Here is a 22,730-nt window from a genome sequence, read left to right on the forward strand (position 1 = left end):
ATGGTCTGGTCCAGCGTGTTGGACGGGATCGACAACGACTCCCTGCCAGCGCACCAGAGGGCATGGCTGCCGCAGACCCGGCCACTGGGCCTGATCGAGGACACCGCGCTGATCGCGGCGCCCAACGAGTTCACCAAGAAGGTGCTGGAGACGCGCCTCTACCCCGCCATCAGCAAGGCGCTCTCCGCCCATCTGGGACGGGAGATCCGGGTCGCGGTGACGGTCGACCCGACCGCCGTGCCGACCCCGCCCCCCACCCCCGCGCCGTCGGCCTCCTACGGCCCCTCGGCGCCGCGGGGCGCGGAGGCCGACCGCGGCCACACCTTCTCCCCCGGCACGCCCGGCGTCGCCTCGGCCGGGCCGTCCTCGCCGACGGCCCCCGCGGTCCCCCACGGCCCGACCCCGCAGTCGCGGACCGGCGCCAGGGGCCAGCACGCGCGCCCGGCCCCGACGCAGGAGGGAGGGCTCCCGGAAGGCGGGGGCGCCCCCGGACACGCCCGGGAGGACGCCGCCGCAGGTGCGGGCGCCCGCCACGCGCCGCCGACGGCCCGACGGCAGTGGCCCTCCGGACCGTCCGGGGAGGCCGGACACGCCGACCTGCTCGGTCCCACCCCTCCCCCGGACGCCTACGCCGCGGACGGCGGCCCCGTCCCCCCGGCCGGGCCGCCACCCGGCCAGGCGGACCCGCACGCGGGCCCCGGCCCCGCCCCGGACGGCCAGGACCCGTCGGCGTACGCGGCCCGCGACGTCCCGGCGCCCTGGGTCCAGCAGACGTTCGCCACACCGCAGGAGACCCCGACCTCCTCCTTGTGGGAGCAGCCCTCCGCCCGGGAGGGCCGACGGGAACCGGAGTCGTGGCAGCAGCAGAGCTGGAGCGGGCCCGGCTGGGACCAGCCCAACCGCTGGGAGACCCCGCGGGGCCCGGCCGCCGGTTCCGAGCGGTTCGCTGCCGGGGGCCGACGGCCCGAGGAGGGGCCGGACGAGGCCTCCCGGGCCCAGGACCCCGCCCCCGAGCCCCCGCCCGAGCCCGTCCAGGCGTCGCCGAGGCCCTCCGCGCCCTCACCCGCCCCGCCGCCGGGGCGCTCGCCGGAGGTCCCCCCCGGCGAGCACGCGCGGCTGAACCCCAAGTACACGTTCGACACCTTCGTCATAGGCTCCAGCAACCGCTTCGCGCACGCGGCGTCGGTCGCGGCGGCCGAGGCGCCCGCCAAGGCGTACAACCCGCTGTTCATCCACGGCGGCTCCGGCCTGGGCAAGACACACCTGCTGCACGCCATCGGGCACTACACGCACCGCCTCTACGAGGGTTCGCGGGTGCGGTACGTCAGCTCCGAGGAGTTCACCAACGAGTTCATCAACTCGATCCGGGACGGCAAGGCGGACGGGTTCCGCCGGCGCTACCGGGACATCGACGTCCTCCTGGTGGACGACATCCAGTTCCTGGAGAACAAGGAGCAGACGCAGGAGGAGTTCTTCCACACCTTCAACACGCTGCACAACTCCGACAAGCAGATCGTCATCTCCAGCGACCGGCCGCCCAAGCAGCTGACCACGCTGGAGGACCGCATGCGCAGCCGGTTCGAGTGGGGTCTGCTCACCGACGTCCAGCCGCCCGAACTGGAGACGAGGATCGCGATCCTGCGCAAGAAGGCCGCGCAGGAGGGGCTGGCGGCCCCGCCGGAGGTCCTGGAGTTCATCGCCAGCAAGATCTCCACCAACATCCGCGAACTGGAGGGCGCGCTGATCCGCGTGACCGCCTTCGCGAGCCTCAACCGGCAGTCGGTCGACCTCGACCTCACCAGCCAGGTGCTGCGCGACCTGGTCCCCAGCACCGAGGTCCCGGAGGTCACGGCCGGGGCGATCATGTCCCAGACGGCCGCGTACTTCGGCCTGACGGTCGAGGACCTGTGCGGGACGTCGCGTTCCCGGGTCCTGGTGACCGCCAGGCAGATCGCCATGTACCTGTGCCGGGAGCTGACCGATCTGTCGCTGCCCAAGATCGGTCAGCAGTTCGGGCGCGACCACACCACGGTCATGCACGCCGACCGCAAGGTCCGCGCGCTGATGGCCGAGCGCAGGTCGATCTACAACCAGGTGCACGAGCTCACCAGCCGCATCAAGGACCAGCCCTCGCTGCCCTGATCCCGCTTCCGACCGTGGAGGGGGGCCCGCCGGCCGGCGGGCCCCCCTCCACGGTTCCCTCCCCTGTCCCCACGGGACCGCCCCCTGCCCCGACCCGTGCGGCCCGGCGGGCGCCCGGGGGCGCCGGACGGCTTCCCCTCACGCTCCCGCGCGGACCGGACGGGACCGCCCCCGGCTCCTGCGGACATGTCGTCCCGTCGACGGGGCGACATGGCGACTTGTCGTCCACGGACGCCCCGCCCGCCGCCTCTCCCGGAGTTATCCACAGGCCTGTGGGGACGAACGCCCCGCCCTGCCGGGGTTCACGACCCCTGCGCGGGGCCGCCGCGGTCCGTCCGCGACACTCTCCGTTTCGCCTGGTTCCAGGGCCGGCGCCCCCGCTGTTGCCCTCCCCACACGGACGCCCGCGGGCGTCCGGCGGCGCTCCGCCCCTGTTCACGACACATGGCGGGGGCAGACCCTGTGGAAAAACCTGTGCACAGACTCTTTGTCCGCGTTCGGGTGGTCTGTGGAGGGTGTCGGAAAAAAACTTTGGCGGATTCTCGCGGAAGTTATCCACAGGAGAGGGTCGAAATCTGTGGACAACCCTGTGGACAAGCTGTGGACAACCGCGTCGAAGTTGTGGGTAACCCACCCCTTCTCTGTGGACGCCGACACCGAGCCCTCCCCGTCCACACCCCGCCCCACTGTGGACAAGCTGGGGAAAACCTGTGGACGAACCTGTGGACGCGGTGTGGACAACCTGAGGGGCCCCTCGGTTGTCCACAAGGGGCCTGACTTACGCACAGGGTTACGCACAGGACCTGTGGACAAAAATCCGCAGTCTGACCTGCGACAATGGTGGTTATCCACACTATCCACAGGCCCTACTACTACGGCGCACCTTCATTAACCCAAGAGTGGCTTCACAACAGCTTCGCGGAAAATCTGTGGACAAAGCCCCGAGACGACAGCGACGACAGACCGGTGCCGAGCTGTCAGCGGCAGGGGAGGAATCCGGGTAACGTGTGGTCTCGCCCCTGTCCTCCGCCGCCCACATCCGAGCGGTGGCCCCTACGGGATCCGAGCCGGCTCCCAGGCGCTGTCCACAGCCCTGTCGACGGAGTACTCCGGCAGACCCACAGACACCCCACGAGCTGCAACGTTGAGGCTTCGACCGGTACTGCCGGTCGTGCGGAAAGTGAGTCGGAAAGTGAAGTTCCGGGTCGAACGCGACGTCCTGGCCGAGGCAGTCGCCTGGACCGCGCGCACACTGCCGACGCGCCCCTCGGTGCCGGTCCTGGTCGGCATCCTGCTGGAGGCCGGCGAGTTCGAGGGCCGGCAGCAGCTGCGCCTGTCCGGCTTCGACTACGAGGTGTCCACCCAGGCGGCGGTCGACGTCGAGGTCGAGGAGCCCGGCCAGGTCCTGGTCACCGGCAAGCTCCTCGCCGAGATCACCCGCAACCTCCCTCCCCAGGCTGTGCAGATCGCCACCGACGGCTCCAAGGTCGTCGTCACCGGCGGCAGCGCGAAGTTCACGCTGAACACCATGCCGGTCGAGGACTACCCCACGCTCCCGGAGATGCCCGGTGTGAGCGGGACGATCGGCAGCGACGCCTTCGCCGCCGCCGTCAGCCAGGTGGCCGTGGCCGCCGGGCGCGACGACACCCTGCCGATGCTCACCGGCGTCCGCGTCGAGATCGAGGGCGAGACGATCACGCTCGCCTCCACCGACCGCTACCGCCTGGCCGTGCGCGAGCTGACCTGGAAGCCCGAGAACCCCGACCTCTCCGCGGTCGCGCTGGTCCCCGCCAAGACGCTCCACGACACCGCCAAGTCGCTGACCTCCGGCGCCGAGATCTCCATCGCGCTCGCCAGCAGCGACTCCGGCGAGGGCATGATCGGCTTCGAGGGCGGCGGCCGCCGCACCACCACGCGCCTGCTCGACGGCGAGTTCCCCAAGTACCGGGCGCTCCTGCCGGACACGTTCAACTCGGTCGCCGAGGTGGGGCGCGCCGAGTTCGTCGAGGCGGTCAAGCGCGTCTCGCTCGTCGCCGAGCGCAACACCCCGCTGCGACTCTCCTTCACCCAGGGCCAGCTGGTCCTGGAGGCCGGTACCGGCGAGGAGGCCCAGGCGGTCGAGGTCCTGGAGGCCGAACTGGACGGCGACGACATCCAGATCGCCTTCAACTCCGGGTTCCTGCTGGACGGGCTCGGCGCCATCGGCACCGACGTCGCCCGCATGAACTTCACCACCTCGACCAAGCCGTCGATCCTCACCGGGAAGCCGGCGGAGGAGGGCTCGGCCCCCGAGTACCGCTACCTGATCATGCCGGTGCGCCAGCCCGGCTGACCCGGACAGGTTCGATTGACTGGCGTCCGCCGGACCCGGCCCGCGGCTTCCGCCCCGGGCCGGTCGGCTTCCATCCGCAGGTGGCGAAGGGGAGTACAACCATGCAGATCGGCATGATCGGTCTCGGCAAGATGGGCGGCAACATGGCCGCCAGGCTCCGGGAGAAGGGCCATGAGGTCATCGGCTACGACGTCGCCTCGCCGGAGCGCGACGTCGACACCCTGGCCGAGCTGGTCGGCCGCCTGGCCGCTCCGCGGACCGTCTGGGTGATGGTCCCCGCGGGGGAGCCCACCTCCGCCACCGTCACCGAACTCGGCGGCCTCCTGGAGGCGGGCGACCTCGTCATCGAGGGCGGCAACACCCACTACGTCGACGACCGCACCCGCGCCGAGGCCCTGGCCGCCCGGGGCGTCGGCTACGTCGACGCCGGTGTCAGCGGAGGGGTCTGGGGCCGCCAGAACGGCTACGGCATCATGGTCGGCGGCGCGGCGTCCGACATCGAGCGGGCGCGCCCGGTCTTCGACTCCCTCACCCCCGACGAGGGCGGCGGCTTCGTGCACGCCGGCGGCGTCGGCGCCGGCCACTTCGTGAAGATGGTCCACAACGGCATCGAGTACGGCATGATGCAGGCCTTCGCCGAGGGCTACGAGCTCATGGCCGCCTCCGACGTCGTGGACGACGTGCCCGGCACGTTCGAGAGCTGGCGCGAGGGCACGGTCGTGCGCTCGTGGCTGCTCGACCTGCTCTCCCGGGCCCTGGAGCAGGACCCGGACCTGGCGGAGCTGCGCGGCTACGCCCAGGACTCCGGCGAGGGCCGCTGGACGGTCCAGGCCGCCGTGGACCTCGCCGTCCCGGCCCCGGCGATCACCGCGGCGCTCTTCGCCCGGTTCGCCTCCCGCCAGGACGACAGCCCCGCGATGAAGGTCGTCGCCGCGCTGCGCAACCAGTTCGGCGGACACGCCGTCACCAAGGCCGGCGCCGCCGACGACCACGACGAGCCCTAGGCCGTCGCCCCCTCTCCCCCGGGGTCCGGGACGCCCGCGCCCCGGCACGGTCCGCGCCGTACGCCGCCCGCCCGGGCGCGGGGCTCCCGCACCGCTCCTCCCCGGGGACGCGCCTTCGTGCCCGTCCCCGGGACCGCCGCACCCTTCTCCGCCCGAAGTCCGCGCTCCAGCCCCAGGAGGAAGGCCGGATGTACGTATCCCACCTGCAACTGGCCGACTTCCGCTCCTACGAGTCCGCGCTGCTGGAGCTGGCTCCGGGCGTGAGCGTGTTCGTCGGGTCCAACGGCCAGGGCAAGACCAACCTCGTCGAGGCGATCGGCTACGTGGCCACCCTGGGGAGCCACCGGGTCTCCTCCGACACCCCGCTGGTCCGCATGGGCGCGCCCCGCGCCATCGTCCGGGCCAAGGTCGTCCGCGACGACCGGTCCATGGTGGTGGACCTGGAGCTCAACCCCGGCCGCGCCAACCGCGCCCGGATCAACCAGGCCGCGGCCGGCCGGCCGCGCGACGTCCTGGGCATCCTGCGCACGGTGCTGTTCGCGCCGGAGGACCTGGCCCTGGTCAAGGGCGACCCCGGTGAGCGGCGCCGTTTCCTGGACGAGCTCCTGGTGGCCCGCACGCCCCGCATGGCGGGGGTGCGCTCCGACTACGACCGGGTGCTCAAGCAGCGCAACGCGCTGCTCAAGTCGGCCTCCAGCCGCATGTTCAAGCAGCGCGCGGCGCCCGACCTGAGCACGCTGGAGGTCTGGGACGACCACCTGGCCGAGGCGGGGGCGGAGCTGCTGGCGGCGCGGCTGGCCCTGGTGGAGGAGCTGAGACCGAGGATCGGTGCGGCCTACGCCGGGCTGACCGACTCGGGCGGGCCGGCGGTCCCCCACTACCGGAGCTCCGCGGCGCCGGAGGGCGCCGGGCTTCCCGAGGACCGCCCCCGGCTCGCGGACGCCCTTCGCGCGGCCATGGCGGAGGCGCGCGACAAGGAGCTCCAGCGGGGGATCAGCCTGGTGGGGCCGCACCGCGACGACCTCCACCTCCAGCTCGGCGACATGCCGGCCAAGGGGTACGCGAGCCAGGGCGAGTCCTGGTCGTACGCCCTCTCCCTCAAGCTCGCCGCGTTCGAGCTGCTGAGAGCGGACGGGGACGACCCGGTGCTGATCCTGGACGACGTGTTCGCGGAGCTCGACAGCGAGCGGCGCCGCAGGCTGGCCGAGCGCGTGCGCGACGCCGAGCAGGTCCTGGTGACCGCCGCCGTCGCCGAGGACATCCCCGAGGAGCTGGACGGGGCGCGGTTCGGAGTGCGCGAGGGGGCCGTCGAGGGTGAGTGATCACCGTCCACAGCCTGTGGACACGCCGGGCGGATCCCCGGGCCCCGGCCCGGTGGCGGGGGCGTCGCTCCTCGGCGGGGGCGCGCTCCGTCCACAGGCTGTGGACGGAGCGCGCCGACCCCCCGACCCGGCTCCGTCCGCACCGCCCTCCCCGCCCGTCCCCGCGGCGCCCGCCGAGCCCGTGGCGTCCGGGGCCGACCTCGCGCGCCAGGCCCTCGCGAGGGCCAGGGCCGAGGCGCGCGACCGCGGCGCCGTCCCCCGGGGCTCCCAGCGCTCGCGGAGGCGTGGCCGGATGCGGTCAAGCAACGAGCCGCAGCTGTTCGGCGAGGCCGTGCGGACCTGGCTCATCGAGCACGGGTGGCAGGAACAGGTGGCGATCGGGGGCGTCTTCGGCCGCTGGTCGGACATCGTGGGCGAATTCAATGCCGAGCACCTGCGCCCCGAAAGTTATTCGGAGGGCGAACTGGTCGTGGTGGCCGATTCGCCGACGATGGCAGCCCACGCACGAGCGATGGTGCGCGATCTGATGCGCCGCCTCAACGAGGAGCTGGGCGACGGGACGGTCGTCGCGATCAAGGTCCGGGGCCCCGGTTTCCGGCGCCGCTGAACGGCCTTCCGGGCCGCCCCCGCCGCGGCGGGGGCGGCCCGGACCGTCCACAGGCTGTGGATAGTCGCAGGTGAACGCGGTCCTTCCGGGGATGGTGTGCTACCGGGGGTACGTGGTGCGGGGTGCGCGATCCGGGGCGGGCGGCACGTCCCCGGCGTCCGGCCCAACGCCACTGAAGCGCGCCGGGACTTGCGGGAGACCCCTCCCGCGTGTAGGGAGTCGGCTCCCTCCCTGAACGTTCGTTGTGATGCGGCACAGGGCCGCCAATGCCACTTTGTCGTACCGCGCGGGGTATCATGGAGACGGTTCTTCAGACGCCTGTAGCCGGTACCACGCCCCCAGGAGAGGGTGGGCGGACGGCCCGTGCGGCGAACGGTGATCCCCCAGGTGTCGCGGCATCTCGGCCCTTCGATCACCGTGCCGAGGGCCAACCGTCGTCCGCCCGGCCACGGCCGGCAGGCGTCCCCAGCAGGAGGGTGTTCCCACTTGGCCTACGACGCAGGTTCAATCACGGTTCTCGAGGGGCTTGAGGCAGTCCGCAAGCGCCCCGGAATGTACATCGGTTCCACCGGAGAGCGGGGCCTGCACCACCTTGTCTACGAGGTGGTCGACAACTCGGTCGACGAGGCGCTGGCCGGGCACGCCGACGCCATCGAGGTCACCCTGTTGGCCGACGGCGGGGTGCGGGTGGCCGACAACGGCCGCGGCATCCCGGTCGGCCTCCACCCCGTGGAGAAGCGCCCCGCGGTCGAGGTCGTCCTGACCACGCTCCACGCGGGCGGCAAGTTCGACGGCAAGTCCTACGCCGTCTCCGGCGGCCTGCACGGCGTCGGCGTCTCCGTCGTCAACGCGCTGTCCACGGCACTGGACGTGGAGATCCGCGTGCACGGCCACGTGTGGCGCCAGCACTACGAGATGACCGCGCCCACGGGCGAGCTCGTCAAGGGCGAGACGACCGACGAGACCGGCACCCAGATCACGTTCTGGCCGGACGGCTCCATCTTCGAGACGACGACGTTCACGTTCGAGACCCTCGCCCGCCGGATGCAGGAGATGGCCTTCCTCAACAAGGGGCTGTCCATCACCATCCGCGACGAGCGGCCCGAGCACACCGACGGCGGCCCGACCGTCAACACCTTCCACTACGAGGACGGCCTCTCGGACTACGTCCGCCACATCAACGCCAAGAAGGAGCCGGCGCACGCGTCGATCATCTCCTTCGAGGAAGAGGGCGACGGCATCGCGGTCGAGGTCGCCATGCAGTGGAACCAGTCGTACACCTCGTCGGTGCACACCTTCGCCAACACGATCAACACGGCCGAGGGCGGCACCCACGAGGAGGGCTTCCGCTCCGCGCTCACCACACTGGTCAACCGGTACGCCCGCGACCAGAAGCTGCTGCGCGAGAAGGACGACAACCTCACCGGCGACGACATCCGCGAGGGTCTGACCGCGATCATCTCGGTCAAGCTCGCCGACCCGCAGTTCGAGGGCCAGACCAAGACCAAGCTCGGCAACACCGAGGCCAAGTCCTTCGTCCAGAAGGTCACCAACGAGCACCTGCGCGACTGGTTCGAGCGCAACCCCGGCGAGGCCAAGGACGTCGTGTCCAAGGCCAGCCAGGCCGCCCGGGCCCGTGTCGCCGCCCGGCAGGCGCGCGACCTCACCCGTCGCAAGACCCTGCTGGAGACCACCTCCCTCCCCGGAAAGCTGTCGGACTGCCAGTCCACCAACCCGGAGGAGTGCGAGGTCTACATCGTCGAGGGCGACTCGGCCGGCGGCTCCGCCAAGGGCGGGCGCAACCCGCACAACCAGGCCATCCTGCCCATCCGCGGCAAGATCCTGAACGTCGAGAAGTCGCGGATCGACCGCATCCTCAAGAACAACGAGGTCCAGGCGATCATCACCGCCCTGGGCACCGGCATCCACGAGGAGTTCGACGCCGAGAAGCTGCGGTACCACAAGGTCATCCTGATGGCCGACGCCGACGTCGACGGACAGCACATCCGCACACTGCTGCTGACCCTGCTGTTCCGCTTCATGAAGCCCCTGGTCGAGGCCGGCAACGTCTACCTGGCCGCGCCGCCCCTGTACAAGATCAAGTGGGACCAGCGCGGCAGCGACGCGAGCTACGCCTTCTCCGACGCCGAGCGGGACCGGGTCATCGAGGCCGGGATCGCCGAGGGGAAGCGCGACCCGCGCCCGCGCGACATGGTGCAGCGGTTCAAGGGCCTGGGCGAGATGAACGCCAACGAGCTGTGGGACACCACGATGGACCCCGACCGCCGGGTGCTGCTCCAGGTCAGCCTGGAGGACGCGGCCCAGGCCGACGAGATGTTCAGCGTGCTCATGGGCGAGGACGTCGAGTCCCGGCGCGCCTTCATCCAGCGCAACGCCAAGGACGTCCGCTTCCTGGACATCTAGAGGGACCGGGCCCGGGGCGAGGTCCCGGGCAGTGAACCACGCTCAACACAAGCTTCGTAGAAGGGATCGACATCCGTGACGGATGCGAACAACCCGGACGCCCCTGAGGGAGCGGACTCCACGGTGGAGGCGCTCCCGCGCACGACGGACCGGATCGAGCCCGTCGACATCCAGGTCGAGATGCAGCGCAGCTACCTCGACTACGCGATGTCGGTCATCGTCGGCCGCGCCCTCCCCGACGTCCGCGACGGCCTCAAGCCCGTCCACCAGCGCGTGCTCTACGCGATGTACGACGGCGGCTACCGCCCCGACCGCGGCTACTTCAAGTGCGCCCGCGTCGTCGGCGACGTGATGGGCAACTACCACCCGCACGGCGACAGCGCCATCTACGACACCCTCGTGCGCCTCGCCCAGTGGTGGTCCATGCGGATGCCGCTGGTCGACCCCAACGGCAACTTCGGCTCCCCGGGCAACGACCCGGCCGCCGCCATGCGGTACACCGAGTGCAAGCTCGCCCCGCTGGCCATGGAGATGCTCCGGGACATCGACAAGGAGACCGTCGACTTCCGGCCCAACTACGACGGCCGCTCCTCCGAGCCCGTCGTCCTCCCGGCCCGGTTCCCGAACCTACTGGTCAACGGCTCCTCGGGTATCGCGGTCGGTATGGCGACCAACATCCCGCCGCACAACCTGCGCGAGATCGCCGACGGGGTCGGCTGGTACCTCGACAACCCGGAGAGCGGGGACGAGGAGCTGCTCGACGCGCTGATCCAGCGCGTCAAGGGCCCCGACTTCCCGACCCGCGGCCTCATCGTCGGCAAGCGCGGCATCGAGGAGGCGTACCGCACCGGTCGCGGCTCCATCACCATGCGCGCCGTGGTCGAGGTCGAGGAGGACCGCCGGGGACGCCAGACCCTGGTCATCACCGAGCTGCCCTACCAGGTCAACCCGGACAACCTCGCCCTGAAGATCGCCGACCTCGTCAAGGACGGCAAGATCACCGGCATCGCCGACGTCCGGGACGAGAGCAGCGGCCGGACCGGCCAGCGGCTGGTCATCGTGCTCAAGCGCGACGCCGTCGCCAAGGTGGTCCTCAACAACCTCTACAAGCACACGCAGCTCCAGGAGACCTTCGGCGCGAACATGCTCGCGCTGGTCGACGGCGTGCCGCGGACCCTGCGCCTGGACCAGATGATCCGTCACTGGGTCAAGCACCAGGTCGAGGTCATCGTCCGGCGCACCAAGTACCTGCTGCGCAAGGCCGAGGAGCGGGCCCACATCCTGCGCGCGCTGCTGCGCGCCATGGACCGCATCGACGAGGTCATCAACCTCATCCGGGCCAGCGCCTCCGCCGACGAGGCGCGCACCGGCCTGATGAGCCTCCTGGAGATCGACGACATCCAGGCCCGCGCGATCCTCGACATGCAGCTGCGCAAGCTCGCCGCGCTGGAGCGCAACGCCCTGACCGCCGAGTACGACGAGCTGATGTCCCAGATCGCCGACTACAACGACATCCTCGCCTCGGACGTCCGCCAGCGGAGCATCATCCGCGAGGAGCTCGGGGAGATCGTCGAGAAGTACGGCGACGAGCGGCGCACGCACATCATCCCGTTCGAGGGCGACATGCGCATGGAGGACTTCATCGCGGAGGAGGACGTGGTCGTCACGATCTCCCGCGGTGGATACGCCAAGCGCACCCGCATCGACAACTACCGGGCGCAGAAGCGCGGGGGCAAGGGCGTGCGCGGCGCCCAGCTCAAGCAGGACGACATCGTCCAGCACTTCTTCGTCACCACCACCCACCACTGGATCCTGTGCTTCACGAACCAGGGCCGGGTGTACCGGACGAAGGCGTACGAGCTGCCGGAGGCGGCGCGCGACGCGCGCGGCCAGCACGTGGCGAACCTGCTGCCGTTCCAGCCGGGCGAGGAGATCGCGCAGATCATGGCGCTGCGCGACTACGAGGCCGCGCCCTACCTGGTGCTCGCCACCCGTGAGGGCCTGGTCAAGAAGTCCCGTCTGGAGGACTTCGACTCGGCACGCGCGGCGGGCATCATCGCGATCAACCTCCGCGACGAGGACGAGCTGATCGCCGCCCGCCTGGTCTTCCCCGACGACGACCTGCTGCTCATCTCCAGCGACGCCCAGGCGATCCGCTTCCCGGCCTCCGACGAGTCGCTGCGGCCGATGGGCCGGGCCACCAGCGGTGTGATCGGCATGCGGTTCCTGGAGGGCGACTACCTGCTCAGCATGGACGTCATCCGCCCGGACGACGGTTCCACCGACGTCCTGGTCGCCACCGAGAACGGCTACGCCAAGCGCACCCCCTCCGAGCAGTACCCGGTGCAGAACCGGGGCGGCAAGGGCGTCCTGACGGCCAAGGTCGTCGAGGCCCGGGGCAAGCTGGTCGGCGCCATGATGGTCGACCCCGAGGTGGACGAGATCTTCGCGATCACGTCCGGGGGCGGCGTCATCCGCACCGGGGCCGCCGAGGTCAAGCAGTCGGGCCGCACCACCATGGGCGTCCGTCTGATGAATCTCGACAAGGGCAACAAGATCGTGGCGGTGGCGCGCAACGCCGAGGCCGCGGAAGAGGCCGAGGCCGACGCCGTCGCCGCCGAGGTGGCGGAGGCCGCCGGGGCCACCGACGACACGGACGGAAACGCGGTCGACGGGGATCGCAACCCTGAGGCCTAGACTGCGCGTTAAGCCCGATAAGGACCGTGGGGTTCGCTTCGCGAACCCCACGGGGTCCGAGCGCCTCAATCACCCGTTCTCAACGAAAGTCCAGCGGTAACGTTTCTATGTCTGACAACCAGCGGAACACCACCACGAACGAATCCGACTCGGACACGGCAGGAACCGCCGGGGTCGAGGACATGGAGACGGCCGAGAGGGACACTGTCGGGGCGGAGGTCGCCGGGACCGCCGGGACGCCCGCGAGCGAGGGCGTCGAGGAGTCCGGAGACGACGCGAAGGCCCCCGCCGACCCCGAGGCCGAGCCGGAGTCCGGGAAGGCCCCGGCTGCGGCCGAGGAGCCCGTCGCTCCCGTCTCCGCGCCGGCCGAGCCGGCGGAGGAGGAGCCCGTGACGGAGGACCGCGCTGAGGCGGGGGGAACGCCAGTGACCGAAACGAAGGCCTCGGTGCCCGAGGGCCCGAACGCCGTGAAGGCCACCTTGTCCAGCCGGAAGGCGCACCTGACGGTCTCCCGTGTGGAGCCCTGGTCGGTGATGAAGTTCAGCTTCGTCGTCTCCCTGGTCTGCTTCATCGTCCTGTTCGTGGCGATCGCCGTCATCTACGCGACGCTGTCGATGCTGGGCGTCTTCGAGGAGCTGACCAGCATGATCGACGCCCTCCTGGAGGGCGACGGCGGTGACGGCGAGCTCGGCCTGAACCCGGCCGCGTGGTTCTCGCCGGGACGCGTGCTCGGCTACACCGGTGTGGTCGGCGCGCTGAACATCGTGCTGATCACGGCGCTGTCCACCGTGGGCGCGATGGTCTACAACCTGGTCGCCGACCTGGTCGGCGGCGTGGACGTGACGCTGTCCGAGGCCGAGTAGGCCCTTCGCGTCGGCCCGGTCCTCCCGCGGAGGGCCGGGCCGACGCGCGTACGGAGCACTCCCGTACAGGGGTAAAATGGGAAGTGAAGAGGGGCGCGGAGGCCGTGTCTCCCTTCGCTTCCGTGTCAAGTATCCGGTTCGCTCGGGTGCGGTGGGTACGGTAGAGTTTCCTCGGAACGAGGGCGTATAGCTCAGTCGGTTAGAGCGCATCCCTGATAAGGATGAGGCCCCAGGTTCAAGTCCTGGTACGCCCACATGTGAAAAGGCCCCCCGGTCACCCGGGGGGCCTTTTGCGTACTGCTGAAAAGTACTGCATCAGCTACTCGTAGAGCCCGGATCCGGGCCGCGCACGCGGAAGCGCCCCGCGGACAGTGCCGGCGGTGTGCTTCCGCTGGATCCGGGAGGCGGGTTCAGGAGGTCGAGCGCTTCATGCCGAACGCTCCACCAGCCGCCCCCAGCAGTGCCCCCAGCACGATCCCGAGAGCCAGGTTGTCGAAGGCCGTCCCGAGGACGATCCCCACCGCCAGCCCTATCGCGACCCCTGCCCCTTGCCCGGCTTTCCCGCTCACCGTCCACCTCTCTTCGTCGCGTCCGCGCAGAATCCGACGTATCGCGTCCTCTCCCGGTTCCCGGCCTGTGGGAGAAGGCGCGGAGCATGTCCGGTCAGGGGACCTGCGGCCTGGCGCGCGAGTGCCCGTGCCCTCTCGGCGACGTGCGGCGGTGTCCGCCTGTCGCCGTGTCGACAAGAGGCCGTGTCGACCCGGACGCGGCGGAGCCGGGCCCGGGCCCGGCTTCCGTCAGGCGGCGGCCTGGTCCGTGACGCGCCGGACGGCCTCGACGGCGAGGTCGGGCTGGTCGACGTGGATGTAGTGGCCGCTCTCCTCGGCGGTGCTGAGCCGGCTGAGGCCGGAGACCCCGCTCCACTTCTCCTGGCCCTCGGTCCACACGCGCTCCAGCTCGTCCCCGTACTCGGGGATCTCGCCGAGGTACCGGACGCCGTGCTGGATGATCTCCGTCGGGATGTCCCCGGCGGAGCGCACCTCCGGCTCGCTCCCGATGACGATCTGCTCCGGGTTCTCGCCCTCGAACACCGCGAGGTTCTGGGCGCGCACCTCCGCGCCCGGTCCGGTGGCCGACTCGGGGATCACGCCGGTGATGTCGTCGAGCATCGTCGGGGACGTGGCGTCCAGCAGGACCAGCCCCGCGACCCTGTCCTGGTGGTCGGGGGCGTAGCGGGCGGCGATCAGCCCGCCCAGCGAGTGGCCGACCAGGACGACCGGGCCGTCGCCGGCGATGTCGTCGAGGACGGCGGTCAGGGTCTCACCGGCGTCGGCGACGCTCTGGGGCCCGCCCGGCTGGTCGCTCCCGCCCTCGCCGAACCGGTCGTAGGAGCAGACCCGGTCCCCCTCGGCGAGGGTCTCCTGGAAGTCGGCCATGGTGTCCAGTCCGTCGCCCATCCCGGCCATCAGGACGACGACCGGCCGGTCGTCCGCCGGGAGCCCGGAACAGGACACGTTCAGGGAGCCGCCCTCGACGTCGAGCGTCTTCGTCCCGGTGAACAGCTCCCCGTCGGTCATCACGTCCTCCGCGGCGGTCTCCAGGTCGGTCCGGACCTCGTCCAGGCCGGACCGCACGTCGGAGAGCGGCCCGCATCCGGTGAGCGCTGTGACTGCCACGGTGCAGCACAGCGCGGTCAGGGCGGTCGCCCGGGTGGTGCGGGGCATGGGGTCCTCCAGAGGAACGGGGTGAGGGAGCGGACGTCGCCGGGGGCGGCGGCGCCGTTCACCGCGGCCCGACGGAACGCGGCGACTGGGGAGAACGCTACGGATCCGGCGGGTCGGCGTCGTCACCACACGGTGGACACCTGCTTGTCGCTCGCACGGGGGACAGGGGACGGCCCCGGACGGCACGGCCTCCGTTCACCTGCGCCGACGCGCCCCGGGCCGAAGGGGGCGGCCGGAGGCGCCGTCGGAGCGCCCCGGCCGCGCCCGCACGCGGCGCCGGGGGAGACAGGTCCCCGAGTCGACAAGGCACCGGGTCGACAAGGCACCGGGTCGACACGTCGATCCGTCCACTTGTCGACCCTCCCCGGCGGCGGGCACGCCTCCCGCGCCGCGCGGCGCCGGACGCGTGCGCGGTCAGGCCCCCTCGTCCCGCGAGGACGCGGGCGGGTCGTCCCGCAGGATCTTCCCCAGGCGCATCATGACGTCGACCTGGGCGGGGTTGTAGAGGTCCTTGAGCGCGGTCACGCTCGTCTCCGCGGCGTACCGGGGGCGCTTCGGCGCGATCATGTTCAGGTCCCCCAGCACGGGGTGGTCGGCGAGGAGGCCGCGGACGGGTCCGGCGAGCCGCTCCGCCAGCTCGCGGCGCGTCTCCTCGTCGGCGTCCTCGGGCAGGTCGTCGAAATCGGACTCCTCCTCGACGACCCGGCGGTCCTTGAGCGCCTTGCTGTAGGAGCTCATCGCGGAGGGGTCCATCAATCGCGTCATGACGACGATGAACGAGCGGTCGGCGTCGCTCATGTCCACGTCGGCGGTGGCGAGCGCCATCTCGGGCGGTAGTTCGGTGGGCGCCGACTTGCGCAGGACCAGGGCCAGCTCCAGGCGCACCCGCTGGAGCCGCTCGATCGTGGCCTCCAGCTCGGCGTCCAGGCTCCGCAGCGCCTCGTCGGGGTAGGACTCGGCCTCGCCCATCTCGGCGATCTGGGCCAGGGAGAACCCCAGCTCCGACAGGCGCTTGATCCTCAGGACCCGGATCAGGTGCGCCACCCCGTAGCTCTTGTAGCCGTTGGAGCGCCGCTCCGGCTCCTCCAGCAGGCCCACCTCGTGGTAGTGCCGCACCGCCCGCAAGCTCGTGCCGGCGAGCTCCGCCAATTGCCGGGTGCTCCAGGCCATGCCCGCCCCTCCTCGAAGTTCGCGCCCCTCGGCGCGGACGCGCCGACGGTACCCATCGAAAACCATGCCCCTACGGCATGGTCAAGCCCCGCCGTCGCGGCGCCCCGCCGCCCCGCCGTCGAGGCGCCCGCTGCCGTGACGGGGGCGCGGCGCCCGCCGGAGCGGCCGGGAACCCCGGAGCCGCCGCGTGTTCCGCGGGGCCCCGACTGTCGGCTCACGCGCGTAGCCTTCCCCCGTCACCGGGGCGCGCCCTTCCGCGCGGCCGGACAGTACCCCTCCCCTCCTCCCCTCTCCTGGAGTCCTCATGTCGGAGCACGTGCCCTCCCTCGTCTTCCTCACCGAGAGGCAGCGGACCGGAACCGGGCGGTGGACGCCCGACCACGGGCTCGTCGTCGGGTTCGAGGCCGGTGCGGCCGTACCGCTCGCCCGGCTCGACTGGCGGGACGTCGACGGCGCCGAGGCGGTGGTCGGGTTCGACCCCGGGATGACCGCCTTCGTCGGTCTGCGGATCGATCCGGACGGCACCTCCCACGAGTGGCGTGGCCGTCTGGTGCGGCGGTCCCCGGGCCTCCCCCACCGTTTCCTGGTCGCGGGCGGCCGGGCGGGGGAGGAGCTGCGCCTGCTCGTCGAGGACGGGGGAGCCCCGGTCTCGCGGCTCGGATGGGCCGACAGGGAGGGAGGGGGCGGCACGGTCGTCCTGCGCTCCGTGGACCTGGACGAGTCCGCCTCGATGGTCGAGGTCACCGACCGGGTGCGCGAGGTGCGGGCGGGGAACGAGCACGCGAGGGCCGGCGAGGTCGCCCTCAACCTGCTCGACGCGACGGCCGCCAAGTGGCTCTCCTGGCGGGACGCCGACTTCCTGGAGTTCGCCATGGAGGAGCCCGTCCGGGTCCGGCACTACGCGCTGGAGTCGGCCAACGACTTCGCCGACCGCGACCCCCGGGACTGGGTGCTCCAGGGCTCACAGGACGGCCGGACGTGGGTGGACCTCGACGCGCGCGCCGGCGAGACCTTCCCGCAGCGGCACCACGCCCGCGACTTCCACGTGACCGGCGAGGCCTCCGAGGAGTCCTACCGGTTCCTGAGGCTGGAGATCACCCGCAACTCCGGCGGGGGCGAGACCCAGCTGTGCCGGGTCCGGTTCTTCTCCGGAAGGCGCTCGTACGAGGCGTTCAGCGGCCACCGCTACGCGGCGGGGGAGGCGCCGGCGCCGTACGCGGGCATCGCCGCCGAGCTCGTGGAGGGCGTCCCGAACACCGTCGGGGGCTGGCGGTCCTTCCTCGCCGAGTACAGCGCCGACATGCTGCGTGTCCTGGAGCCGGGCGAGCTCGTGGAGACGACCGGCGAACAGCGCGCCGGGTCCTGGCTGGGCTACGAGGGCGCCTCCGAGGAGCGGATCGCGGCCCTGGAGGAAAGGCTCGGGACCCGGCTGCCGCCCAGCTACAGGTCGTTCCTCGGGGCCTCCGACGGGTGGACCAGGATGGGCATGTTCATGTACGCCCTCCTCCCCGCCGACGAGGCGGGCTGGGCGGAGGACCTCCAGGACGAGGCGATGCTCGACGAGGAGGAGCTGAAGGAGGACGGCCTGGTCGGCCCGTTCCTCGTGGTCTCCGGCGCCAGTGACGCGCAGACGTGGCTGCTGGACGCGGGGGACGTCTCCCCCGACGGAGAGTGGGCCGCCTACGTGTGGGCGAGCTGGTACCCCGGCCTGGGCGAGCGCCACCGCTCCTTCGCGGACCTGGTCGTCGCCGAGCGCGCCTCGTTCGAGGAGCTGAGCGGGTCGGAGGGCCGGCCGGTGCGCCCGGAGGGCGCCGAGGAACTCCTGGCCCGGGGGCGCGCGGCGGCGCTGCGCGGCCGGGTGACCGACGCGATGGAGACCTTCCGCAAGGCCGAGGAGAAGGGGTCGGGCGCCGCCGCCTACCTCCGGGCGGTGCTCTCGGCCTTCCTCGACGTCAACGGGATCCACCACGAGCTGCGCGGGCTCCTGCACCGGCCCCACGTGGTGGCCGAGGTCGGTGTCGGGCAGATCGAGGCCGAGGCCCTTCCGCTCTACCTGTACAGCGCCGGGCTGGACGCCCACGGGAGCACGGCCTTCGCGGTCCGTGCGCTGGGCGGCGGGGCGACGGGCTTCGAGCTGCCGTCGACCGACGAGGAGCGGGACGCCCTGCTCGCCTCCCGCCGGGCCCCGGAGCCGCCCGCCTTCGAGCGCGCCCTGGACAGGGCGCGGGCCCTCGTGGCGCGGGGCGAGGGCGACGAGGCCTGGGCCGTCATCGAGGAGGCGCTGGCCGAGTGGTACCCGGTCTCGCCGAACCGCGTCGCGCCGGTCGTCCTGCTGACCGACCCCGCCCTGCGCGGCGCCGTCACCCCAGGCCGGGCGCGCGAGGTGGTGTTCACCCCGCGCGGCGTCCGCACGGACGTCTGACGGGAGGACGGGTCGGCGCCGCCGCATCCCCTCCGGGTTCCGCCCGGTGGGGCGGCGGTCGGCGTCCGACCGCGTCCCGGCTCCGGGAGCACGGAGCGGGCGGCCGTGGTGGCCGCCCGCTCGGAGGCCCGGTTCCCGGGCCGCGCCGGGTCCGCCCGGCGCCGCCCGTCCCGGGTCACGCGTCCACGGGCTCCGCGGTGTCGGGCCAGCGCACCGGCACGGGCAGGCGCAGGCGCTCGGCCGGGAGGGGGCGCCGGGGGCCGGCGGCGATCCGGGCGAGCAGCAGGTCCGCGGCCTCACGGCCGAGTTCCGCGCCGTCGACGTCGATGGCCGGTATGCCGCGCATCGCCAGGGACTCCACGACCATGCGCTCCGAGCTGACCGTGACGGGGCGCCCGGCGGGCTCGGCGGCCAGCGCGAACATCAGGCCCAGCCCGATGGCGGTCGCGTAGGGCACCACCGCGGTCGCACCGGAGTCCCGCACGGAGGGCGCGACCGCGACCCCCGCGGCGAAGGTGGAGGGGTGGGGGCCCAGGACGGTCAGTTCGGCGCGGCCGGAGGCGGCGGAGGTGACGGCGGCCGTCCGCTGGCGGTCCTGCCAGGAGCCCGCCGGCCCGCCGACGTAGACGATCCGTTCGTGGCCGTCGTCCACCAGGCGCGACACCAGGAAGCCGAACGCGGTCGCGGTGTCGGCCACGGCCGAGGTCATCCCCTCGATCTCGCGGTCGACCAGCACGGTGGGCTTGAGCGCCCCCGCGGCGCGGACCACGTCGTCCGGTCCGCGCGGGGCCACGACGATGAAGCCGTCGACCTGGCTGGCCAGGCGGGTGAAGGCCCCCGGCGCGTCCGGGGAGTCCAGGGGGTGCACCGACACGGTGAGCTGGAGGTCGGCCTCCCCCGCCCGTGCCTGGGCGCCGCCGATGATGGGCGTGAAGAAGCTGTTGTCCAGGGTGGGCACCACCAGGGCGACGATGCCGGTGCGCCCCCGCGCGAGCTGGCGCGCGGCGCGGTTGGGGACGAAGCCCAGCTGTTCGGCCGCGGCCCTGACCCGGGCGGCGGTCTCGGGGGCCACCAGCTCCTCGCGGCTCAGCGCGCGGGACGCGGTCGCCTTCGACACCGCGGCGAGCGCGGCAACGTCGGCCAGAGTGGGCACGGATTCGCCTCCAGGTCTCGTCGATCAACCCTAGCCCGGTCGCGGGGCGCGGGCTCGGCCACCGGGTCTCGCAGGTCGTTACACGGTGTTTACACGGATGATGCTGCGTGGACGCGTCTTCGCACCCTAGGGTGTGTGAAACCGGTTGTGCAACCGGTTTCATCACGCCCGAAGGAGGAAGGCCGTGCACTCACGCAAGTCGGCCCTCTTGCTCGTGCCCGGGTTGGCCTTCCTGCTCGTGGGGTTCCTCGTCCCGACGCTGCTGATGCTCTTCTCCCCGCCGGGCACGGGAGCCGCGGAGGTCTTCACCCGGCTCGGCCAGATGCTCACGGACCCCTACGACCTGCGCATCATCTGGCGCACGGTCCGCCTGGGGCTGATCGTGACGGCGCTCTGCGTCGGGCTCGGGTTCCCGATCGCCTACCTGCTGGCCCGCTCCACCTCGCGCTGGGCGGGTGTCCTGCTCGCGCTCGCGATCTTCCCGCTGCTCCTCAGCAACGTCGTGCGCACCTTCGGGTGGCTGGTCATCCTGGGGGCGAACGGCGCCGTGGGCCAGGCCCTCGTCGGGACGGGACTCGTGGACAGGGCGCCGCAGCTGCTCTACACCGAGCTCGCCATCGTCCTCGGCCTCACCCAGCTGTTCCTGCCGCTCGCGGTCATCTCCTGCTACTCGGCGGTCGCCCAGGTCGACCCCGGCCTCGACGAGGCCGCCCGGGGACTGGGCGCGGGCCGGATCCGCACCTTCTGGAGCGTCGTGGTGCCGCTCTCGTCGCCGGGCATCGTCGTGGCGGCCACCCTGGTCTTCGCCGGCGCCGTCACCGCCTACACCACGCCCTACCTCCTGGGCGGCTCGGGCCAGCGCATGCTCGCCACACAGCTCTACGCCTACTCCGGTGTCACGGTGGACTGGGCCTCCGCCTCGGCCACCGCGCTCGTCATGACGGTGCTCGTCTTCCTCGTCTCCGGCCTGTCCTCCGCCTTCGGCCGCAAGGGGGCCACAGCGTGAACACCCGCCGCCCCGTCGCGGCCGCGCTCGCGGTCGCCGGATACGTCGTCATGCTCGTGCCGATCCTGTTCGTGGTCGTCACCGCTTTCACCGCGGGCAGCACGCTCCGCTTCCCGCCGGAGGGGTTCTCCACCCGGTGGTTCGAGGAGGCGCTGGGCTACGAGCCCTTCCTCACCGCGCTCGTGTCGAGCCTCCAGCTGGCGGCGCTGGCCACCGTGCTCGCGCTGCTGATCGGCGTGCCCGTGGCCGTCGCGATCCACCGGGGCCGGATCCCCGGCAAGGGCCTGGTCGAGGGCCTGTTCCTGTCGCCGCTCATCGTCCCGGAACTGGTGGTGGGGCTCGCCCTCTACCAGCAGCTCATGATCGGGTTCGGGCTCGACAGCCTCACCGCGCTGACGCTCGGGCACACCGCGCTCATGATCCCCTACGCGGTGCGCGTCACGGGGGCGTCCCTGGCGCTGGCCGACCCGCACGTCGAGGAGGCCGCCCGGGGCCTCGGGGCCTCTCCCCTGAGGACCTTCGCGACGGTGACCCTGCCGCTGCTGCGCCCGGGGATCTTCTCGGCCGCGCTCCTGAGCTTCGTCACCTCCTTCAACAACGTGCCGCTCTCCCTTCTGCTCCAGACCCGGGAGTTCCGCACCCTGCCCGTCACGATGCTCGACTACGTCCAGCAGAGCTACGACCCCATGGTCGCGGCGATGGCCACGCTCATCCTCGCGGGCACCGTCGTCCTCGCCGTCATCGCCGAACGCACCGTCGGCTTCGCCAAGATCTTCGGAGGTATCAACCGATGACCAGCGCTGCCGAGTTCGTCGGCGTCAGCCAGAAGTTCGGTGACTTCACCGCGGTCGACGACCTCAGCCTGACCATCGCCGAGGGGCGGCTCACGACGCTCCTCGGACCCAGCGGCTGCGGCAAGACCACGAGCCTGCGCATGCTGGCCGGGTACTCCAGGCCCACCGCCGGCACCATCCGGATCGCGGGGCGGGACTGCACGCGCGTTCCGCCGGAACGGCGCGACCTGGGCATGGTCTTCCAGTCCTACGCGCTCTTCCCGCACATGACCGTCGCGGACAACGTCGGCTACGGACTCAAGCTCCGCCGGGTCGCGAAGGAGGAGCGGCGGCGCCGGGTCATGGAGACCCTGGAGCTGGTGGGCCTGGCCCACCTCGCCGGGAACAGGCCGAAGAAGCTCTCCGGCGGCCAGCAGCAGCGCGTGGCCCTCGCCCGCGCCATCGCGATCCGCCCCAAGCTCCTGCTGCTCGACGAACCCCTCTCCAACCTGGACGCGCGCCTGCGCGTGCAGATGCGGGCCGAGATCCGCCGCATCCAGGCGGAGACGGGCCTGACCGTCGTCCTGGTCACGCACGACCAGGACGAGGCACTGGAGATGTCCGACGACATGGTGCTCATGCGGGCGGGGCGGGTGATGCAGCAGGGGCCGCCGCGCGAGGTCTTCCCCGCTCCGGCCAACCGCTTCGTCGCCGAGTTCCTGGGCTACGAGAACTTCTTCGCCGACGCCGCGGGCCGGACCCTCACGGTCCGGCCCGAGAACCTCCGCGTCGCCGCGGGGGCCGCGGACGCCCCGGACGGCCCCGGAGGGCTGCTTCTGCGGGGCACGGTGGCCCACATCGCCTACCGCGGGGCCGACCTCCTGGTCACCGTGGACGCGACCGACGACACCGGCGCGGCCGTGCGCCTGCTCTGCGACGTGCGCGGCGGTGCGGCCGAGGGCCTCTCGCCCGGGGGCGAGGTGACCGTCGACGCCCGGGAGGGCGCCCTGGTGCGCCTGCCCGACTGACCCCGTCCCCCGCGGACCGGAACCCCGGCCCGCTCCGAACCGCCCGGATCCGCCGGGCGTCCG

At 72.2% G+C, this 22,730-nt stretch carries 16 protein-coding genes and 1 tRNA gene; 13 read left to right on the forward strand and 4 right to left on the reverse strand.

What is annotated here, in order from left to right; genetic code table 11:
* The 9 genes from dnaA to ACQPYD_RS00045 all read left to right on the forward strand — a co-directional run bounded on the left by dnaA (position 1) and on the right by ACQPYD_RS00045 (position 13,645).
* Positions 1–2,142: a chromosomal replication initiator protein DnaA gene (gene dnaA, locus ACQPYD_RS00005; RefSeq protein WP_433699221.1), complete on the forward strand. Its 2,142-nt coding sequence runs from the start codon at positions 1–3 to the stop codon at positions 2,140–2,142.
* A 1,192-nt stretch (positions 2,143–3,334) separates the two neighbouring features.
* On the forward strand, positions 3,335–4,474 hold the full coding sequence (gene dnaN, locus ACQPYD_RS00010; protein ID WP_330162029.1) for a DNA polymerase III subunit beta: 1,140 nt from the start codon (positions 3,335–3,337) through the stop codon (positions 4,472–4,474).
* 101 nt (positions 4,475–4,575) lie between these two features.
* On the forward strand, positions 4,576–5,478 hold the full coding sequence (gnd, locus tag ACQPYD_RS00015) for a phosphogluconate dehydrogenase (NAD(+)-dependent, decarboxylating) (RefSeq protein WP_433699222.1): 903 nt from the start codon (positions 4,576–4,578) through the stop codon (positions 5,476–5,478).
* A gap of 188 nt (positions 5,479–5,666) precedes the next feature.
* Positions 5,667–6,800: a DNA replication/repair protein RecF gene (recF, locus tag ACQPYD_RS00020; RefSeq protein ID WP_433699223.1), complete on the forward strand. Its 1,134-nt coding sequence runs from the start codon at positions 5,667–5,669 to the stop codon at positions 6,798–6,800.
* Positions 6,801–6,900: 100 nt separating this feature from the next.
* Complete coding sequence (locus ACQPYD_RS00025; RefSeq protein WP_433699224.1) at positions 6,901–7,407, forward strand: DUF721 domain-containing protein; 507 nt, start codon at positions 6,901–6,903, stop codon at positions 7,405–7,407.
* 486 nt (positions 7,408–7,893) lie between these two features.
* Entirely contained in the window at positions 7,894–9,831 is a 1,938-nt protein-coding gene (gyrB, locus tag ACQPYD_RS00030) for a DNA topoisomerase (ATP-hydrolyzing) subunit B (protein WP_433699225.1), read from the forward strand.
* Positions 9,832–9,906: 75 nt separating this feature from the next.
* On the forward strand, positions 9,907–12,528 hold the full coding sequence (gyrA, locus tag ACQPYD_RS00035; protein ID WP_433699226.1) for a DNA gyrase subunit A: 2,622 nt from the start codon (positions 9,907–9,909) through the stop codon (positions 12,526–12,528).
* Between the two features lie 107 nt (positions 12,529–12,635).
* Positions 12,636–13,391, forward strand: coding sequence for a DUF3566 domain-containing protein (locus ACQPYD_RS00040; protein WP_433699227.1), 756 nt, complete (start codon positions 12,636–12,638; stop codon positions 13,389–13,391).
* A gap of 180 nt (positions 13,392–13,571) precedes the next feature.
* Positions 13,572–13,645 (forward strand) — tRNA-Ile (locus tag ACQPYD_RS00045).
* 156 nt (positions 13,646–13,801) lie between these two features.
* Here the strand turns inward: ACQPYD_RS00045 and ACQPYD_RS00050 are convergent.
* The 3 genes from ACQPYD_RS00050 to ACQPYD_RS00060 form a co-directional block, all read right to left on the reverse strand.
* Positions 13,802–13,960 carry a hypothetical protein gene (locus tag ACQPYD_RS00050; RefSeq protein ID WP_433699228.1) on the reverse strand — a complete coding sequence of 53 codons (159 nt, stop codon included), beginning with the start codon at positions 13,958–13,960 and terminating at the stop codon, positions 13,802–13,804.
* A gap of 228 nt (positions 13,961–14,188) precedes the next feature.
* Positions 14,189–15,115 carry an alpha/beta fold hydrolase gene (locus ACQPYD_RS00055; protein ID WP_433699229.1) on the reverse strand — a complete coding sequence of 309 codons (927 nt, stop codon included), beginning with the start codon at positions 15,113–15,115 and terminating at the stop codon, positions 14,189–14,191.
* Between the two features lie 414 nt (positions 15,116–15,529).
* Positions 15,530–16,285: a MerR family transcriptional regulator gene (locus ACQPYD_RS00060; protein WP_433699230.1), complete on the reverse strand. Its 756-nt coding sequence runs from the start codon at positions 16,283–16,285 to the stop codon at positions 15,530–15,532.
* Positions 16,286–16,589: 304 nt separating this feature from the next.
* On the opposite strand from ACQPYD_RS00060, the gene ACQPYD_RS00065 reads away from it, so the two are divergent.
* The gene (locus ACQPYD_RS00065) at positions 16,590–18,707 is read left to right on the forward strand and encodes an SMI1/KNR4 family protein (protein ID WP_433699231.1); all 2,118 of its coding nucleotides are present in this window, start codon (positions 16,590–16,592) and stop codon (positions 18,705–18,707) included.
* Between the two features lie 175 nt (positions 18,708–18,882).
* Here ACQPYD_RS00065 and ACQPYD_RS00070 read toward each other — a convergent pair whose 3' ends face one another.
* On the reverse strand, positions 18,883–19,860 hold the full coding sequence (locus tag ACQPYD_RS00070; protein WP_433699232.1) for a LacI family DNA-binding transcriptional regulator: 978 nt from the start codon (positions 19,858–19,860) through the stop codon (positions 18,883–18,885).
* Between the two features lie 184 nt (positions 19,861–20,044).
* Between ACQPYD_RS00070 and ACQPYD_RS00075 the strand changes: the two genes are divergently transcribed.
* The 3 genes from ACQPYD_RS00075 to ACQPYD_RS00085 are packed head-to-tail and all read left to right on the forward strand — an operon-like array spanning position 20,045 to position 22,667.
* Positions 20,045–20,866, forward strand: coding sequence for an ABC transporter permease (locus tag ACQPYD_RS00075; RefSeq protein WP_433699233.1), 822 nt, complete (start codon positions 20,045–20,047; stop codon positions 20,864–20,866).
* On the forward strand, positions 20,863–21,660 hold the full coding sequence (locus ACQPYD_RS00080) for an ABC transporter permease (protein ID WP_433699234.1): 798 nt from the start codon (positions 20,863–20,865) through the stop codon (positions 21,658–21,660). The genes ACQPYD_RS00075 and ACQPYD_RS00080 overlap by 4 nt, the downstream gene beginning before the upstream one ends.
* The gene (locus ACQPYD_RS00085) at positions 21,657–22,667 is read left to right on the forward strand and encodes an ABC transporter ATP-binding protein (RefSeq protein WP_433699235.1); all 1,011 of its coding nucleotides are present in this window, start codon (positions 21,657–21,659) and stop codon (positions 22,665–22,667) included. Before ACQPYD_RS00080 ends, ACQPYD_RS00085 begins: the two co-directional genes overlap by 4 nt.
* Positions 22,668–22,730 lie beyond the last annotated feature (63 nt).

Source organism: Nocardiopsis sp. CA-288880, assembly GCF_050955985.1.
Taxonomy (GTDB): domain Bacteria; phylum Actinomycetota; class Actinomycetes; order Streptosporangiales; family Streptosporangiaceae; genus Nocardiopsis; species Nocardiopsis tropica.

Excerpts from the sequence above, each read along its gene's own strand:
- dnaA (WP_433699221.1), top strand. The coding sequence starts at position 1 with ATGGTCTGGTCCAGCGTGTTGGACGGGATCGACAACGACTCCCTGCCA.
- gnd (WP_433699222.1), top strand. The coding sequence starts at position 4,576 with ATGCAGATCGGCATGATCGGTCTCGGCAAGATGGGCGGCAACATGGCC.
- recF (WP_433699223.1), top strand. The coding sequence starts at position 5,667 with ATGTACGTATCCCACCTGCAACTGGCCGACTTCCGCTCCTACGAGTCC.
- ACQPYD_RS00040 (WP_433699227.1), top strand. The coding sequence starts at position 12,636 with ATGTCTGACAACCAGCGGAACACCACCACGAACGAATCCGACTCGGAC.
- ACQPYD_RS00055 (WP_433699229.1), bottom strand. The coding sequence starts at position 15,115 with ATGCCCCGCACCACCCGGGCGACCGCCCTGACCGCGCTGTGCTGCACC.
- ACQPYD_RS00060 (WP_433699230.1), bottom strand. The coding sequence starts at position 16,285 with ATGGCCTGGAGCACCCGGCAATTGGCGGAGCTCGCCGGCACGAGCTTG.
- ACQPYD_RS00065 (WP_433699231.1), top strand. The coding sequence starts at position 16,590 with ATGTCGGAGCACGTGCCCTCCCTCGTCTTCCTCACCGAGAGGCAGCGG.
- ACQPYD_RS00085 (WP_433699235.1), top strand. The coding sequence starts at position 21,657 with ATGACCAGCGCTGCCGAGTTCGTCGGCGTCAGCCAGAAGTTCGGTGAC.